15 protein-coding genes, 1 pseudogene and 1 riboswitch are annotated in these 18,263 nt (G+C 26.6%); of the genes and pseudogenes, 8 read left to right on the top strand and 8 right to left on the bottom strand.

What is annotated here, in order from left to right; genetic code table 4:
* Positions 1-42: 42 nt before the first annotated feature.
* Positions 43-144: riboswitch (TPP riboswitch) on the bottom strand.
* A gap of 33 nt (positions 145-177) precedes the next feature.
* Complete coding sequence (plsY, locus tag MBIO_RS03070) at positions 178-939, bottom strand: glycerol-3-phosphate 1-O-acyltransferase PlsY (RefSeq protein ID WP_013354592.1); 762 nt, start codon at positions 937-939, stop codon at positions 178-180.
* A gap of 223 nt (positions 940-1,162) precedes the next feature.
* Here plsY and MBIO_RS03065 point away from each other — a divergent pair, with 223 nt between their 5' ends.
* The 3 genes from MBIO_RS03065 to MBIO_RS03055 all read left to right on the top strand — a co-directional run bounded on the left by MBIO_RS03065 (position 1,163) and on the right by MBIO_RS03055 (position 3,676).
* The gene (locus MBIO_RS03065; RefSeq protein WP_232048421.1) at positions 1,163-1,765 is read left to right on the top strand and encodes an amino acid permease; all 603 of its coding nucleotides are present in this window, start codon (positions 1,163-1,165) and stop codon (positions 1,763-1,765) included.
* Between the two features lie 87 nt (positions 1,766-1,852).
* The gene (locus MBIO_RS03060; RefSeq protein WP_129622092.1) at positions 1,853-2,251 is read left to right on the top strand and encodes a hypothetical protein; all 399 of its coding nucleotides are present in this window, start codon (positions 1,853-1,855) and stop codon (positions 2,249-2,251) included.
* Between the two features lie 159 nt (positions 2,252-2,410).
* The gene (locus MBIO_RS03055; RefSeq protein ID WP_013526848.1) at positions 2,411-3,676 is read left to right on the top strand and encodes an ATP-binding protein; all 1,266 of its coding nucleotides are present in this window, start codon (positions 2,411-2,413) and stop codon (positions 3,674-3,676) included.
* 32 nt (positions 3,677-3,708) lie between these two features.
* Here the strand turns inward: MBIO_RS03055 and mutM are convergent, their stop codons facing one another.
* The 7 genes and pseudogenes from mutM to MBIO_RS03025 form a co-directional block, all read right to left on the bottom strand.
* On the bottom strand, positions 3,709-4,530 hold the full coding sequence (gene mutM / locus MBIO_RS03050) for a bifunctional DNA-formamidopyrimidine glycosylase/DNA-(apurinic or apyrimidinic site) lyase (protein WP_013526847.1): 822 nt from the start codon (positions 4,528-4,530) through the stop codon (positions 3,709-3,711).
* Between the two features lie 411 nt (positions 4,531-4,941).
* Positions 4,942-6,055 (bottom strand): annotated as a pseudogene (locus MBIO_RS04695) (IS30 family transposase).
* A gap of 128 nt (positions 6,056-6,183) precedes the next feature.
* The gene (locus MBIO_RS03040; RefSeq protein ID WP_013354597.1) at positions 6,184-7,464 is read right to left on the bottom strand and encodes an ATP-binding protein; all 1,281 of its coding nucleotides are present in this window, start codon (positions 7,462-7,464) and stop codon (positions 6,184-6,186) included.
* Between the two features lie 182 nt (positions 7,465-7,646).
* On the bottom strand, positions 7,647-8,927 hold the full coding sequence (locus MBIO_RS03035) for a glucose-6-phosphate isomerase (protein WP_013354598.1): 1,281 nt from the start codon (positions 8,925-8,927) through the stop codon (positions 7,647-7,649).
* 108 nt (positions 8,928-9,035) lie between these two features.
* Entirely contained in the window at positions 9,036-9,815 is a 780-nt protein-coding gene (locus tag MBIO_RS05100; protein ID WP_258408933.1) for a glucose-6-phosphate isomerase, read from the bottom strand.
* A 24-nt stretch (positions 9,816-9,839) separates the two neighbouring features.
* Positions 9,840-10,280, bottom strand: a complete 441-nt coding sequence (locus tag MBIO_RS05095; protein WP_015511063.1) for a hypothetical protein — start codon at positions 10,278-10,280, stop codon at positions 9,840-9,842.
* A complete protein-coding gene (locus MBIO_RS03025) occupies positions 10,267-10,626 on the bottom strand; it encodes a S1 domain-containing protein (protein ID WP_013526840.1) in 360 nt (119 codons plus the stop codon). The genes MBIO_RS05095 and MBIO_RS03025 overlap by 14 nt, the downstream gene beginning before the upstream one ends.
* A 287-nt stretch (positions 10,627-10,913) precedes the next feature.
* Here MBIO_RS03025 and MBIO_RS03020 point away from each other — a divergent pair, with 287 nt between their 5' ends.
* From MBIO_RS03020 to MBIO_RS03000, 5 genes are all read left to right on the top strand, one after another.
* Positions 10,914-12,635 (top strand): MAG3090 family protein, encoded by a 1,722-nt coding sequence (locus tag MBIO_RS03020; RefSeq protein WP_013354601.1) that lies wholly within the window; start codon positions 10,914-10,916, stop codon positions 12,633-12,635.
* A gap of 79 nt (positions 12,636-12,714) precedes the next feature.
* Complete coding sequence (locus MBIO_RS03015; RefSeq protein ID WP_013526838.1) at positions 12,715-14,076, top strand: glycine--tRNA ligase; 1,362 nt, start codon at positions 12,715-12,717, stop codon at positions 14,074-14,076.
* 33 nt (positions 14,077-14,109) lie between these two features.
* A complete protein-coding gene (dnaG, locus tag MBIO_RS03010; RefSeq protein ID WP_015511059.1) occupies positions 14,110-16,017 on the top strand; it encodes a DNA primase in 1,908 nt (635 codons plus the stop codon).
* Positions 16,010-17,479: an RNA polymerase sigma factor gene (locus MBIO_RS03005; RefSeq protein WP_013526837.1), complete on the top strand. Its 1,470-nt coding sequence runs from the start codon at positions 16,010-16,012 to the stop codon at positions 17,477-17,479. Before dnaG ends, MBIO_RS03005 begins: the two co-directional genes overlap by 8 nt.
* Entirely contained in the window at positions 17,479-18,255 is a 777-nt protein-coding gene (locus MBIO_RS03000) for a Nif3-like dinuclear metal center hexameric protein (RefSeq protein WP_013354605.1), read from the top strand. Before MBIO_RS03005 ends, MBIO_RS03000 begins: the two co-directional genes overlap by 1 nt.
* Positions 18,256-18,263 lie beyond the last annotated feature (8 nt).

Raw genomic sequence — 18,263 nt, 5'->3', positions numbered from 1 at the left:
CTTTCACGACAGAGTAAAAGGATTAGAGAAAAAACTATTTATAATTCAAATTAATTGAACTTGCTCCGCAGGTATTAACCTGATCAGCTCTAAGAGTTTTTCTCAATCTGCTTGTTATATAAGCAAATACCTCTGTCAATTTCATATTTAGTATAACACAAAAAAATAAAAATCTACTTATTTAGTAGATTCATGTTCTTCTTTTTCACTAATTAAAACAACTTCAGTATCATCTGAATTATCTTCGCTTTTTTTTTGGCCTAATTTACTTTCTGTATGATTAATTAAACGAGTAATATTACTATGATGCATTGCAATAATTAATATTGCAGCTATTAAATAGATAAAACTTGTTACAAAGCAATTGTGATATTCATACACAAAGTTTGTTCAATATCCTAAAATGCCACTAGTCATTCAAGGAATAAAAGCAAAGGGCACTAATATTGCCGCTGTTAATATTGAAGCTAAAGATACATATTTAGAAGTTAAGACAACTATAAAGAAGATAATAGAAGCCATTAATAAAAAGACAATATTAATTGTGGCAATTAAACCAATTGTACAAGCTACACCTTTACCACCTTTAAATTTAAAGTAAACTGGAAAAATATGTCCAATGATTACACCTAAAGCTAAAGATTGTGGGCTCATGTAATAAGTTTGAGCAAAGTCAAAACAAGCATGATTTAAAATTGCTGCTAAAACTATTGTTGGAATAAAAGTTTTTAAAACATCAATAACAAAAACTGTTGCTGCAAACTTTTTACCATAAGTCCTTAAGCTATTAGTCGCTCCCGCATTTTTTGAATTATGCAGTCTAATATCATCTTTTTTCTTTCATTTGGATAATATAATGCTTGTATTAAATGATCCAAGTAAAAAATATCCAATTAAGATTAAAGTTAAATTTAACAAAATACTATAAAAAATATTCATGAATTTATTTTACAATAAAAACAAATAATTTTTATTATTGCTAAAAAATATTTTTGATTAATCATAGAAAAGAGCTAAAGCAATGTTCACATATAAAAATGCTAAAAAAATTGGTTTTTTTATACTTACTATGCTAATAGGAACTGTTGTTGGTTTGGGATATTTTTTAAAAATTAATTAATAAAAAAGCTACTAGTGAAGATAATTTAAGTTGATTAATGACTTGAATTTTAGCGGGGTTAATTTAATTTCACTTTATAATGCTTTAAGTTTTAACAAAACTGACCAACTTAAAAATACTAAAACAAATGGTATCAGCAACTGAGCTACACAATTAGGTAATAAAAAATTTTGTTATTTCATCAGCTTTAACTATACATTTTTATCAGTTGGATCTACTGCTAATAACTTAAAGAAAGATAACTTACCAACTGTTGCTATTGTTGGAATGATTACAGTTATAATAAATTATTCTTTAATTGCTATTTTTGCAATTTTACATAATAGTGGAGTTGTTGAACAAATAATTAAAAATACAATTGATCAAAGAACAAATCAACATTTAGTGCAAAGTTTAAGCATTATTTTTAGTCTATTCTTATTTATTGCTGTTGTTGGAGTATTAAATGATTTTACCAATTCATATGCACATAATATTAATAATGCTATTAATTTAAAAATAATAATTAATACTACTAAAATAAGAAACAAAATGAATCTTAAAAGAATGATGATTTTAATTATAAGTCTTATTTATAGTGCTATTTGACTAATTATTTCAATTTGCATCTGAGTTTTAGGTGGCGATAACATATTAGATGGTTAAAGCAATTTGCCAACATTTATCTTCTTCAATTTTTATGCTGTTATTATTGTTTTGTATTTACACAAAAAAACATTGAATATTAAAAAGATGAATACAGTTATATTCTGAATCTTTTCAATTTTTGCAATTGTAGGATCATTATTGGCAATTGTTGCTTATATAGGCGCAACAATTGACGGAATAGTAAATAATGATAAAGCACTAGGCAGTGTTTTCTATGGTAAAGACATCTCTATTAGTAAATGAGTTGAATTAGGCTTATATTTAGGATTTTGAGTATTAGTAATAGTAGCCCCAATAATTAATTATTATTTGATAAAAGCTATTGAAAAATGATATGTTTTAGAAGAATTTGATTTAGAAAATTATCAATCAAAATATGTAGAGGATTTATGGAGCAATTGCAACTTTAATGACTCTCATGAAGTTATTAGAGTTTTAGAAAAAGAACCAGAAAATAATCTTCAAGAACAAAAAAGCGAGTAATTAAATGCTCATTTTTTTGTTCTTTTTATATTATTTATCACAAAAGTGTTCGGCAAATTACCACAAAAGTGTTCAGCAAATTACCACAAAAGTGTTCAGCAAATTACCACAAAAGTGTTCGGCAAATTATTTTTTTGTTATAATGTTTACGAGGTTGCTATGAAATATAAAAGAAGAATAATAGAAAAACAAATAAAAAAAAATCTTGAAATTTTTGGTGCTATAAACATAGAAGGAATTAAACAATGTGGTAAAACAACTACTGCACAAAAATTTTCAAAAACATTAATTAAATTACAAGATCCAGACAATTTAAAAACTTACAAAGAAACAATTGAATATAAACCTTCATTACTTTTAGAAGGAGAAAAACCATTATTAATAGATGAATGACAAGACTTTCCAATTATGTGAGATGCCGTAAGAACTTATGTTGATTCAGCAATGGGAAAAAAGGGGTTATTTATTTTAACAGGCTCAAGTACACACAATAAATTAAATACTATGCATACTGGTACTGGTAGAATACATACAATGAAAATGTATCCAATGAGTTTATATGAAACTGGAGAATCTAGTGGAAAAATATCTTTACAAGATTTATTTGATAAAAAAATTAAAGTAAATGGTTTAAAATCAAATTTATCTTTTGAAGATTTAGCAAAAGCAATTTGCAGAGGAGGATGGCCAAGTACTCTAAATTTAAAAAAATATGAAAATCAAATCGAAATTCCTAAAGATTATGTCAATCAAATTTGCAATGTAGATATAAGTAAAATTGATAACATAAAAAGAAGCCCTGAAATTACTAGAAGAATATTGAAAAGTTATGCAAGAAATGTTGCTACTTTAGCTACTTCAAAAACTTTAATAAAAGATTGTAGTTTTAAAGATGAAGGTTCAAAAACAACTTTTTATGATTACACTACAAAACTTGAAGATTTAAATGTTATTGATAATATAACTGCATGAAACCCTAAAATTAGGTCAGCTTCAGCAATTAGAAGTACAAACAAGAGACTTTTTGTAGATCCTTCTTTAGCAACAAGTTCTTTAGGTATTTCATATATAGATTTAATAAAGGATTTACGAACATATGGTTTTGTATTTGAAAATTTGTGTTCTAGAGATTTAAAAATATATTCATCAAGTTTAAATGGAGAATTATCATATTATCACGATAGATATGGTCTTGAAATTGATTTTGTTTTGCACTTAAATGATGGCAGATATGCATTGATAGAATGTAAATTAGGTGGAAATCAAATTGAAAAAGCGAAAAATAATTTATTAAAAGTAAAACAGCTGATAAAAGAAAATGGACAAAGAGAACCGGATCTTATGATTATTTTAACAGCAGAAGATAGAGCATATGAAATAACAGATGGAATACTTATTATTCCAATTAGTCTACTAAAAGATTAAAATAAAACTTCTCATTTATTGAGAAGTGCTTTTTATTTTTGATAATTTGGACAATAATAAGTCCCTCTTTTGTTAATAAAAATTTTATTAATTTTAGCTTTTTTACATCTTTTACATACATCATTAAAGTGTCCATGAACTTGTAAAAAATCTTGAAATTGACCTTTAACTCCATCAACTGAAGTATATGTGTCAATGCTTGAACCACCTAATTCAGTAGCTTGATCCATAATTTTTGCAGCTGCTTTAATAATTTTTTCTAACTGTTCAAAAGTTATATTTTTTGAAGGCGTCAAAGGATTAATTTGAGTGGCAAATAAAGTTTCATTAGCATAAATATTTCCAATACCTGAAACAAAGCTTTGATCCAAAAGAAGCTGTTTTATAGGTATATTCTTATTTTTAATTTTATTAAATAACTCTTTAATATTTGTTTCTGAAGGAATTTTTGCAACTTTATCTAAAGGTTTAGTTGTATATAAAGTGCCCTTAGTTTTTATATGAAAAGTGCCAAATTGACGTGAGTCATTATAATAAATACAACTATTATCATCAAGATGAAAAATTAAGTAATCATGTTTTGTTGCTGGACGATATTTATAATGTGTAAAATACTTTCCACTCATTCTCAAGTGGCTTAATAAATATTTATTATTTGTTAAAGAAAAAATAATATGTTTAGCTAAATTATTGACATCTAAAAATGTTTCATTAATTAAAAAATTCTTGAATTCTTCAACACTTACCTCTTTAATTAATTTAGGATGTAAGATATCAATTTTAACTATTTTTCTATTAACAACTTTAGGTCTTAAATCTTTGACCACACTTCTAACTTCTGGTAATTCTGGCATAATGTTTTAATTATATATTAAAAAAAGAATATAATTTAATATATATGCATTGGAGGTTAAATTATGGCTTGTTCAAAGAAAAATTGTTGCACAAAAAATTGTGAAGTAAAAGACTGTGCAACTAAATGTACAACAAAAGATTGCTGCAAAAATTCATGTTGTTCATCATGTTGCAAAGAAAAATGCCGCAAAGAATGCAAATGTTGTTAATTAAAAATAGAATATTGCTTTAATTAGCAATATTCCTAGATTGTAATCTGTAAGTTTACACCTAGAAATTTGGAATATTGCATGTCAATATTCCTTTTTAATTATTAATATTGTTATTATTTTTTGTCCAATAGGACAAATAAAAGTGAGGGCATTAACCCTTCCTAAAATATTTGGCGACTTGTCGCCCTTTCTAAAATATTATTTTAATTTTCCTATTTTTTTGAAAAACAAATTTCTATTCTTGTTGCTTTCTCAGTTTCTCTTTTGTTTTCCATATAATACTTTGTCAATACCTGTTGAATTTCAAGGATTTTCTGCATTCAATTTTTCGTACATTTCCAAAACAGATAAATATCCAAAAATTTCTCTTGGACGATTGTTTATTTCATTTTGTACTTTTAAAATTTCTTCTTCAGTAATATCATCAAAATTAGTCTTTTTCTTAAAAAAATCTTCTAACTAAATCATTGAAATTTTCATTTGAACTTCTTTGAAAAGAAGCATATGGATCAGCTTTATATATAAAAATTTTTAGTTTATATCCAATGAAAAATAATGTTAAAAATTCTAATCCATTATCCTGAGTTATAGATTTAACATTTAATTTATGTTTTCAAATAAGATTCCATAAATACAAATTTAAATTTCGTGGATTTTTATTAGGAATTTTTACCAAAAATCCATATCTAAAGACTCTTTCGGTAAAACTAAGTAAATGACAATGTGTGCCTTTGCTCTTACCTACAATAAGGTCTATTTCCCAATGGCCAAATTCTTTTCTTTCATTTATGTTTGCTGGTCTAGATCAAAAAGGTCTTACATAACGTGCGCCGACCAGTCTTCTAGCAGCGCTTTGTTTCTCTCTTTTTTCGCCTTTTTTGTAGACTTTTCTTAATAAACCTTTTCAGTTCAAAATTCAATGACCACTTTTTATTCAATTGTAGACTGTTTTAAAAGAAGGAACATCAATATCAGGATAAAGATTTTTTATTTTTTCAATTGTTAATTTAACAGTCCGCATTTTACCATCATATTCTTTTTTAAATAAAGAAGAAAATTCTTTATATTTATTTAAATTGTTTAAAAATTTAAAATGATTTTTTCACTTTTCTCTTGTAATTGTTTTTTCAATTGCATATAAAGCAAAATAACCTCAAAAAGTAGAATTATTTTTTATTTCATTATTAATAGTTGTTCTTGAATAACCTAATATTTTTGCTATTTTTGTTATACTATAATTAGTTGTTCAAAGTAAGTATTCAAGAACAGTGCGTTCATTTCATGATAATTTTTTTGCATTTCTTCATGACAGTCGCCAAATACTCTTTGGGTGACTTTTTTTATAAAAAAAACTTCACCCATTATAGATTCTATCTAAAATGTGTAAAGTTTCAGATTACAATGTAGCAATATTGCTTTAATTAGCAATATTCTTTTTTCTTAATTTTTTAACAATCCAATAGGCACAACATAAACATTATCTTCTCTTAAATAAGCACTTTTCCCTGTTCCTGTAATTACGATTAATTTTTTAGGTTTTGTTGCCTTTTGTTTTTCTAATTTGTTAGAAAATCTAACTAATTTTTCAGAAGCTTTATCAACTTGTTCTCAGCCTAATTTAATTTCAATTGCAACTCATTCGCCATTTTTTAATTCAATAACAGCATCTAATTCATTATCATTATAATCTTGATAATGATAAATATTTCACTCATTACTTTGAGCATAAACTTTCAAATCTCTTAAGACAAGGTTTTCAAATAAAAAACCCAAAGTATTTAAATCATTTTGCAAACTCTCATTATTAACATTCAATAACGCAGCTGCTAAAGAAGGATCGACAAAAAGTCTTTTTTCATTTTGTTTAATTCTTAAATTGGATCTAATATTCAAACTAAATGGTTGCAAATTATCAACAATAAAAGATCTATTTAAAATATCTAAATATGCATAAATAGTTTTTTTATCAATTGTTTCATTTTCATTTGTTTTAATATCATCAATTAGTTTATTAATGCTAACTGTTATCGCATTATTTCGAGCTAATGATTTTAATAATTTTTGTAATTTATTTTTATCAAATTTAGTATCACTAATTTTATCTAAATCTTCAGTTAAAAAAGTGTTTACATAATTACTTGCCGCTAAATAAGAGTATTTATCATCAACTTCAATATTGTCAGGTCAACCACCTCTAATAATTAAATTAATAATTTTATTTAATTCAATACCTTCATAAGTTGTATTTTCAAAATTGTCATTTATTAAATCTTTTAATGAAATTTGTCCTAAAGAATCTTTAGATTCAAATAAGCTCATAGGTCTCAATTGTAATGTAGCAATTCGACCAATACCACTATGAAATAGGCCTTTATGTTCAGGAGTAGAAGAACCAGTCAAAATGAATTGACCTTTAAGTCCACGGTTATCTACTTCGAATTTAACTACATCTCAAATAGGTGGATATTCTTGTCATTCGTCAATTAGTCTTGGTGTTTTTCCTTCTAAAATTTTAGTTGGATTTATTTTTGCTAAATGTCTATTTTCAAAATTATTTCTAGAATCTCCAACATAAAATGAACTGCTTGAGTGAAATTGTGATGTTCATGTTTTGCCACATCATTTAGGTCCTTGAATGCAAATTGCTCCAAAAACTTTTAAATATTTTCTTATTATTGGATCTAATAATCTTTCATAATACATTTCTTTTTTATATGTCATAAATATTTCTTTTTATTTATTAATATTATATATTAAAAGTTATTAGAGTCTATTAAAAATTCCTAAAATGGTGGAACACATTCCACCAAATTCAGTGGAATGTGTTCCACCATTTTAGGCTTTTTGAATAAAATTTAGAATAAAAATAAGCCTTTTAACAAGACTTATAATTTAAATTTTTATTATTTAAGAATTTTAAACATATTAGCTTTATAAACTTCAACACCTGGTTGGTTGAATGGATTAACACCTAAAAGATAAGCACTAATAGCTAAAGCTCTTTCAAAGAATTGGAATAAGTAACCTAATGTGTATTCATCAAATTTTGCAAAATTCATTACAATGTTTGGAACTTTACCTGTGTTCATGTGAGCATCTAAAGTTGCTGTAAAAGCTGTCATGTTAACATTATGCAATTTGTTTTTATCTAAATAAACAAGTTTATCTAAATCTTCATTATCAGCTTTAAAAGTAATATCGTATTTTGGTTTATCTAAAACTAAAATTGTTTCAAATAATACTTTATTTCCATCTTGAATCATTTGACCAAGTGAGTGCAAGTCTGTTGAAAAAATTCCGCTTGTTGGGAATAATCCTTTGCCATCTTTCCCTTCACTTTCAGCAAATAATTGTTTTCATCATTCTGCAAAATATTGCATTTTTGGCTCATAAGAAATCATCATTTCCATGGTGTAATTTTTACTTAAAACATGTCTTGCAACCGCATAACGATAAGCATCATTTGTTTTTAAACTTAAATCATTTGCATCTTTATTAGCTTCTTGAGCACCTTTAAGAATTTGTTCAATATCAATTCCCGCACAAATGAATGGGAATAAACCAACTGGACTTAAAACACTAAAACGTCCACCAACATCATCAGGAATAATTAATTTTTCATATCCTTTTTGAGTTGCTAATGAGTATAAAACGCCTTTTTTAGCATCAGTAGTAGCCACAATTAAATTCTTAGCTTCTACTGCTCCAACTTTTGCTTCTAATAATTTTCTAAATTCTCTAAAAGCAATAGAAGGTTCTAAAGTTGTTCCACTTTTTGAAATAACATTAATTGCAAACTTTTTGTTTTCAACATATTTTAATGCTGCTACTAAGCTTTCACTACTAATGCTATTTCCAGCAAATAATAATTCCATTTTTGGTTTGTTAATGCTGTAAGGTCCATACATAAATTCATAGCCACTTTTAGCTCCTAAATATGACCCACCAATACCAATAACTACAACTACTTCAATGTTTTTGCTTTCTCATAGTTCAGCTATCTTTTTCATTCTTTTAACTTCTTCACTTTTGCCTTTGTTAGGTAATTCTAATCAACCTAATCAATCTTTTTCTGCAATAGTTTTGTTCATTATTGAATCATGAATTTGTTTAACTTTGTCTTGATAAGAAAGTAATGTTTTTTCATCAACACAATTATGTAAATTAACTTTAACTGCTTTCATATTTTTTTATCCTTAACTTAATAATTTCTTTAATTATTCTACATTTTTAATATTTTCTTTTGTTAACTATCTTCTTTTAATTAAAAAATATGGAAATTATTACAATTTTTATATATCAAAAGGATTCAATTTATTTAAGTAACATTCAAAAATATAACTTCAATATAGAAATCCAACTAAGTATCCTAAATTTAATTCATTTGAACTTTCCAATGAAATATCAAAAACTGGTAATGATGCAACATTTGAAAGTGTTGTCAAATAACCTTTTTTTGCTACTTTGTAATAGCTGCTTATGCGGTTATCTTTATGGTTCTCTAAACCATCTTGAGTATTATTAATTTCATCACTAATTCTAAAGTCAATTTTTTCATTTTCAATGCTAAAAATTGAGGTAAAAAAGTTGCGATTATTATCAATTAAATATTGTCCATAAGTATAAATATCTTGACTAAAAATTGCATACATTGTCACATTATTTGACTTTAAATATTGACTATTATTTATTGTGCTATAAAGCTTCAAAATACCTTTAAATCTTTCATCAGTTCCAATTAAAAGATCATTTTTTCGATCACCTTTTAAGCTATACCTAATGTAGGCATATTGGAATGCTTTGTTTTGTTCTAAGTTACTACTTAATCAGTTTGTGCAACCTGAAGAATAGCCTTCAGATAAGTCATTAATATTAGCTCCTTGAAGCAACAAAAGTAACATATTAATTTCACTAAAAAAAGCAAAATTATTTGAGAGGATATTTGGACTAATAAGTCTGTTTTGAAGGGGAATACTTAAAAATTCCAATTGTTTTTCTAATGATTCTTTTGAGATTAAAAAAACTCTTTCAAGTGCTCGATAATAACCTTGATTTAATTGAAAATGATTCATTAATAATTTAATAAAATTAATTGTTTATTCACTAAATTTAGTAAATGATCCAAACATTAAAGCAATGCCTTTTTGTTCAAATTTTTTCTTATACTCTTCAAACTTAGCATAGTAATCTTGCTCATAATTATCAACATTAATAAAATTAAATTTTAACTTGTATTTTTTTAATAAATCATACTTAAATAAAAAGTCATTTCCAGCTTGATAATTATCAATTATTTTGCTTGTTGTCATAATCAAAATTTCTTTAATTTCTTGCTTTTTTATTAAGCGTACAAAATTGTTTAATTCATCAACATTAAAATTACTAAAATTTAAAGCTAATTCATGAAAACCAAAATGTTCAAAACCCTCGATATTTTTTAATTTAACATCCTTAATCAAGTTATTGCCACGATTAATCAAACTTTCATTTTTAAAATCAGGTGAATAATTATAAGCTTTCAAATTAATTGTTGCCATTATTACCTTCTTTATGATAATTTTTGATTTCTTGATCAATTTGGTTTTTCAAGTTTTCAAAACCATGTTTTGTATTGCTTAAATTTTCTTTAAATGGACTGCGTGAAAAGGTGGCATGATTAATTTTAAAATTACCAATACCACTATGACTGTGATAATCAACTTTTTCAACTATAAAATTAATTTTTTCGCCGATCTTAAATTCATGACGCAAGTTAATTTTGTTTCAGTCAGTTATCAAATCACGAGGAATAAAATAAGAATAATCATTATTGCATAAAATTGTAAGTCCTTCACTACTTACACTTTTTATTTTTCCGAATAAAATATCGCCTTTATGATTCATGGTGTTTTTATTATACTTAAACTTTATGTTTATATTAATAATTAAATGGAAAAAAATAAGAAAAAATGCAAAAATATTTGATTTTTTAGCAATTTTTTTGGTCAAAAATAAAAAATATTTATTTTTAGCTAATTTTTTTGAACTAATTGCATTATAAAATTAAATATTAATTTATAATATTAATACAATAATAAAATACTATTGTTTGAGGCCAAAAATAGTAAAAAAAATTTTCAATAAATACACTATTTATTGGCTAATTAGTAAAAAATAAGCGAGGAATCAATATGAAAAGACTTAACTGTACATATGAAGTTAAAAAGGACCCAATTTATCCTTGATTACTAAAACATCCAAAAATCAAAATTGGATTAGCAAAATTTAAAACAAGACAAGAAGCTCTTGAATGATACATGTTACTTAAGTATGAAACAGCTGTTTGATATCAAAATGATCAAAAGATTTTTGAAGGTCAATTAACTTGTGATTGTGAAGATGGACAATGAAGCTACTACATTAAAACTGCTGGTTTTGATGGTGGCGGTACATATGAAGGTAACTGTCGTCAAATTGGAATTAATCCTTCAACATTCCAACACGATGATTATGATGCAAAAAGAAGATTAAGAAATCTTGATTTTGTATTAATTTCTGATCCAGCAACCTACTTTCCACCTGAATTAGAAATTGCTAAAAAGAAAAAGAAATCAGATGTTGTTGACGTTGATGCTATTAGAGCACAATTCCAAGAACAAATTAATATTCTTTTAACTCAAATTCATGAAAACAATGCTGAAGCAGACAAAGAACTTGAACTTCTTAAACAAGAATTAGCAAAAAAAGATATGAACTTCAATGAAATGGCTCGTAAAATGGAACTTTTAAGACAAAACTACAAGCCACTTGAAGGTGTAACATACATGAACTACATCACATTAAGTTTTGATGACTATGTAGGTGGTGTTGCTTTATACACAGAAAAAATTAAAAATATTATTGAAACAACTCCAAAACAAAATATTAGTGAAGCTGATTACAATAATATTAAGAAAAACTATGCTAACTTCAATAAACAATTATTAGAAGTTGAAGCAAATCCTAACTTCCCACATGCTGATTTAGTTCAAAAAATGCATGCTGAATTAAGTACAACTTTTGAATCATTACTTAGTTTATTAGTCTTAGATCCTAAATTAGAAGATACACCAGCTAACCGCGGTTATTTCCTAAATAAAGAAACTAAGCAAAAACAAGAAATCTCATGAGCTACTTCATATGTTTTAGTTGATCTTTATCATGTTGGATTTGTTCCTTATGAAGAATATGAATATGCAATTCCATATTTAGCAATTAGAAACAAATTTGCTGTAACAGTTATTAATGAATCAGATGCTACTAAAACAATAACAATTCAATCTGCAGAAAGAGATGCAGTTGAAATGGAAGAAGCTGTTTTAGCTGCTGAAAAATCTTCTAAAACTAAAAAACAACCTAAAACTGAAACTATAGTTACTGAAGTGCCTCCAGTAGTTGAAGAAGTTAAAGATGAATCAGTTGTTGAAGCTGAAGCTGTAGTTGAAGAAGTTAAACCAGTTGAAGAAAAACAACCAACAATTAAAGAAGAACCGCTTATTGTTTTAGCTCCTGAAGAAGCTAAAAAAGAAAAAGTTGAAGACAATGATTTTGTCTTAATTGACCATAAAAAAGCTGAAAAACCTAAAACAAGAGACTTTGCTGTTAGAGTTGTTGAAGAAAAACCTATTCAAGTAATTGAAGAAAAAGAAGCTCAACCTGAAGATAATTTCTACACAGGAATTAGAGGTAATGAACCAGTTGCTCTAGAATCAGAAGAATCATCAAACAATGTTTCAACTAAGAAAAAACGTTCAGCAGGATTCTACTTCTTAATCTTATTATTAGTACTAATTCTTGCAGGTCTTTTAACCTTAGATATTCTTGCTATTATTCAATTAGCAGGTGGTTATACATTCTTTAATTTTGGTGCTTAATTTAATTATCAAGAAATGCACTTAGATGCATTTTTTGTAATTATTTACTATTATTCAATTAATAAAAGGAGAGATATTTATGAAGAATAATGAAAAAAATATGACTACTTTAATAAATCATTTAAAAGCTAGTGGATTTGTTTATCAAGGTAGTGAAATTTATGGTGGTTTAGCTAATACTTGAGACTATGGTCCTCTTGGTTCACTTTTAAAGGATAATATTGAAGCTGCTTGAAAAAGCGAATTTATTAAAAAAGAAAAAAACAACCATTTACTAGATTCAAAAATTTTAATGAATCCTCAAGTTTGAGTAACTTCAGGTCATGTTATTAACTTTAATGATCCTTTAATTGAAAACAAAGTTAATGGCAAAAGATATCGTGCTGACAAATTAGTTCAAGAGATTGATCCTAACATTATTCCAGAAAAAATGACTAATGATGAAATCAAAAAATTCCTTGAAAAGAATCTTAAAGAATACGATGGTGCTAAAACTAACTGAAGCGATATTAGAAAATTTAACTTAATGTTTGAAACCAAACAAGGAGTTACAGAAGAAACCAAAAACAAAATTTACTTACGTCCTGAAACTGCTCAAGGTATTTTTGTTAACTTTAAAAACGTACAAAGAAGCATGCGTTCAAAATTACCTATGGGCATAGGGCAAGTTGGAAAAAGTTTCAGAAATGAAGTAACACCAGGTAACTTTATTTTCCGTACTCGTGAATTTGAACAAATGGAACTTGAAGTATTTTGCCATCCAAAAGAAGCAAACAAACTTTACAAATACTACATTAAAAAAGCTGAAAAATTTGCTGAATATTTAGGCTTAAGCAAAGAAAATGTTCGTATCAGAGAACATGAAAAAGAAGAACTAAGTCATTATTCTTCAGGCACAAGTGACATTGAATATCTTTTCCCTTTTGGCTGAGGTGAACTTTTAGGAATAGCTAATCGTACTGACTATGATTTAAATGCTCATATGAAAGCTACTGGTGAAAACTTAGAATATGTTGACCCTGTAACAAACGAAAAATTTGTTCCTTTTGTTATTGAACCTTCAATAGGACTTGACCGTTTAATGTTAGCAATTTTAATTGATTCATATGACGAAGAAAAACTTGAAAAAGATGACTCAAGAGTTGTTTTACATCTACACAAAAATTTAGCTCCTTATCAAGTTGCAGTTTTACCTTTAGTTAAAAAACTAAATGATAAAGCAACAGAAGTTTATGAAAAATTACTAAAAGCAGGCTTATCTGTAACTTATGATGAAACTGGATCAATAGGCAAAAGATACCGTCGTCAAGATGCTATTGGTACACCTTATTGTGTTACAATAGACTTTGATTCACTTGAAAAAAATACTGTAACAATTAGAGACAGAGACAGTATGAAACAAAAAACTGTACTAATTAATAATTTACTAAAAGAACTATAAAACAATAGTTTTAGAAAAAAACGGAGGTAACAAATGAGTAATAATAACCATGAAATAGTTGACTCAATTATTGCAAGTAATGATATTGTTGATGTTATCAACTCATTTGTTACTTTAAGCAAAAAAGGTCGTAGTTTTGTTTGCATTTGTCCTTTTCACCAAGACACAAATCCATCAATGAATGTCGACCCTAAAAAGCAAATATTTAAATGCTTTGTCTGCCAAGTTGGTGGTAATGTTTTAACATTTTTAATGAAATACAAAAAATGAACTTTCCAAGAATCACTAGAATATTTAGCTAATCGTAGTAATATCAATGTTGACTTAAGTTCATTCCAAAAATCAATAAGTCGTTACAATGAAGAAGACTTAAAAATAATTGAAATCAACAACAAAGCTAATTCACTTTTTAAACTAGAATTAATAAAAAGAAAAAACAAAGAATTAAAAGATTTTATTCATAAAAGAGCATTAACTAGTGAAATCATTCAGGCTTTTGATATTGGTTATAGTGAAGAAGAAAGTTTCAATTCAATTTTTGCAAATGAGTTAGAAAATATTCCTGACTTATTAGTCAAAGCAAGTTTAATTAATAGTCATAACAAAAGTGTCGCATTTAAGAATAGAATTACTTTTGCTATTAAAGATGAACAAGGTGAAATAGTTGGATTTAGTGCTCGTGCTTTAGACAATGATACTAAACCTAAATATATCAATAGTAATGAAACTAAACTTTTCAAAAAGAATTCTCTTTTATATAACTATTGACAAGCTAATAGTAAAAGCGAAGACAATTCAATCATAATTACTGAAGGATTTTTTGATGTTATTGCACTTTTTAAAGCTGAAATCTATAATGCTGTTGGTTTAATGGGTACAGCTTTAACCAATAATCATTTCCGATTACTAAAAAACAAAAAAGTAGTCATCTTTTTAGATGGTGATGATGCTGGTCAAAAAGCTTCACTAAAAAGTGCTAAGTTTTTATTAGACCATCGTATTGACACTTACATAGTACGTAACACAACTAAATATGACCCCGATGAATTATTTAATAGTTATGGTGCCGATATTCTTCACAAGTTAATTAAAGAAGCTCCAGCTGCATTAGATTTTATTTATGAAAATTTAAGCAAGAAATATAATCTCAGTGTTTCGCCAAACAATGAAATCAAAAATGTTAAAGCTTTTTGCAATGACTTTGTTAACTTCCTTGAACACCAAGAAATTAATGTTCAAGAATTCTACAAAAACAAAATTCAAACCGATTATGGTTTTAGCATTCAAGTAAAACACAACTTTAAGTTGCCTGATCCTTATGATTCTCAAGAAATTTATGCACCACAACAATTTCCAGAAGACTCAGGTGAATATCAATTATTAGAAAACAATATTCCCCCTTATGCTTATGATGAACAAAATTATAATCAAGTAGTTGAATACAGCAATAATGTCAATAATTTTAATCACCCTTTAAATAACGAAGTGCCATTAAGCGATTATTGAATTAACAATCTTTTCTATTTATTACTTAATCACACTGAATTAATTAAGCTATTTAAAGAAAGAGAAGATACACACAAAGACTTAATGTTTTTCGGTAAATTAAATAATGAAGATTTAAAAAAAGAACTTTATCAAACATTTAGAGAAAGTAAAAGTATTAAGGTTGCTAAATTAAAGGAATATATCAAAGACTTAGAACAGGAAAATGTTGATATCGATTTAAATCAATTTTCAAAAAAATACAAAGAGGATAAAATTATTAAACAAAACTTTAAAGATGTTTATCGCCGAGCATTAAAGGAATCAGATAATGCTTATAATAAATACACAAGCAATCCTGAAGTTTTGAAACAAATCAGCAGTATCAAAAAAATGTATGATGAACACAAAGAAAAATTAAGAGAAATGCAAAAAAGAAAGGAAAAAAATGAATAAAGCAAATGAAATTAAATCAATAATCTCAATGATTAAAAAACATGCAAAAAGCTTAAAGAAAAAACAAATAAGTCAGTCTGAAGTTTATGATTATTTAGATTCAATTAAAGTTGAAATTGATGATGAATCAATGGACGAAGTTTTAGGCCAACTTTTTGAATCAGGCTTAATTCTTGATGAAAGCGACGAGGGCGATTTAGACGATGTTAGTTTAGATGAATTAGACTCAGAATTAGAATTCGAAGAAAAAAGCAAAAAAGACGAAAACACCGATGAAATGGATGTTAAAAACAAAAAAAGTGATTTATATGACGAAGATTTAGATGAAGATGATAACTACAATTTAGTTGGTTCATATGGTGACGATGATGAAAGTCAAGAATACATTATTGAAGATGACTATGTTGATTCAAGTTATGATGAAGATGACGAAGATGAAGACGAAGAAGAATTAAGCAGTAAGAAAAAATCGAAAAAAAGTAAAAATAATGAAGATGAAGATTCACTTGAACTTGAATCTTATGAAAATGAAGAAATTAACCTTAATGATAACAAAGTAATTAAAGATAAAGATTTAACCAACAAACTTACCGAAACTAATGATATTGTTAAATGATACATGCGTTGAATTGGTAAATATGGAAAACTTTTAACCATTGAAGAAGAAAAGAAACTTGCTCAAGAAATGGAAAAAGGTGGCTTTAGAGGAAAACGTGCTAGGGATAAACTTATCAAACGTAATTTACGTTTAGTTATCAATAATGCTAAAAAATACAAAAATAGAGGACTTAGCTTTATTGACTTAATCTCAGAAGGTAACTCAGGTATCGTAAAAGCAGTTTCAAAATATAACGTTTCAAAAGGCTTTAAATTCTCAACATATGCAACTTGATGAATTCGTCAAGCAATAACTCGCGCTGTAGCTGATCAAGCTAGAACTATCAGAGTACCTGTTCACATGGTTGAAACTATTAACAAAATCACTAAAATTGAACGTGAATTGCAACAAGAATTAGGTTATGAACCAACTGATGAAATGATTGCTGAAAGATATGGCAATGGCTATGACGCTGAAAAAGTTAGATACATTAGAAAAATCAACATTGACCCTATTTCTTTAGACAAACAAATTGGTAAAGAAAATGATTCATCATTTAGTGACTTTGTTAAAGATGAAAGTGTTGTTAATCCAGTTGATTATGCTTCACAAGAAGAATTAGTGGAAACACTAAATTCAATTCTTGAAAAATCACTTGATGATGATGAAAGAATTTTAATCTGCAAACGTTTCGGAGTTGGAGTTGACGAAAATGGAAATAAATACCCAATTCACTCACTTGAAAAATTAGCAGAAGAAAGAAATGTTTCTAAAGAAAGAATTCGTCAAATTGAAAACAAAATTTTAAGAAAACTTAAAAGTAGCACACGTAAAGGACGTCACTTGAAAGATTTCATTAAATAATGCAAATTAGAAAAGTAACAAAATATTTATTAGAAAAGTGACCACTTGATCTTAAAGAAGAATGAGACCCAAGTGGTTTTTCTATTAAATTCAATTTATCAGAACCTTTACGTAGTATAGTTTGTGCTATTGACTTAACCAAAGAAGTTTTCGAAAAAGCTTTAGAAATAGATGCTAATTTAATCATCATTCATCACCCTTTTAAATTTGAAGCATCTTGAGATGATGAAGATATCAAAGCTCCATACAAAAGATCAATTTATCAAAAATGCAAAGAAAAAAGAATTAATGTTTTAGCTTTTCATACTAACTATGACAACCAATACTATGGAACTTCATATCAAATCATAAAAAAATTAGGACTTGAAAATTATCGCCAAAATTATGAACATAATTATCCTAATTTAGTAAATTACAAAACTACTTTTAATGATTTAGTTAAAAAAATTAAAACAACTTTTGGCTTCAAAGCTATGCGTACAAATTTACATAAAGACCTATGAAACAATGAAATTAGTAAAATTGCTTTCCTTTCAGGGGCTGGATATATTTCAGAAGTTAATGCTATAAATAATTTAAATTATGATCTTATTATTACAAGCGATATTAAATGAAGTGACTGAATAGTTTATAAAGAAACCAAAGCCAATATTTTAGAAATTTCTCACCTTGATGAACAAGTTTTCGCAGATGATGCATATAAAATAATCAAAGAAAAATTCCCTGGAGTTAAAATTGAATTAGTTCATATTAATGAACCATATTGAAACATTTAACAAAATAT

Origin of the sequence: Mycoplasmopsis fermentans PG18 (assembly GCF_000209735.1) — a bacterium.
Taxonomy (GTDB): domain Bacteria; phylum Bacillota_I; class Bacilli_A; order Mycoplasmatales; family Metamycoplasmataceae; genus Mycoplasmopsis; species Mycoplasmopsis fermentans.
The sequence above is the reverse complement of the archived record's forward strand: the minus strand, read 5'-3'. Positions and strand labels throughout refer to the sequence as shown.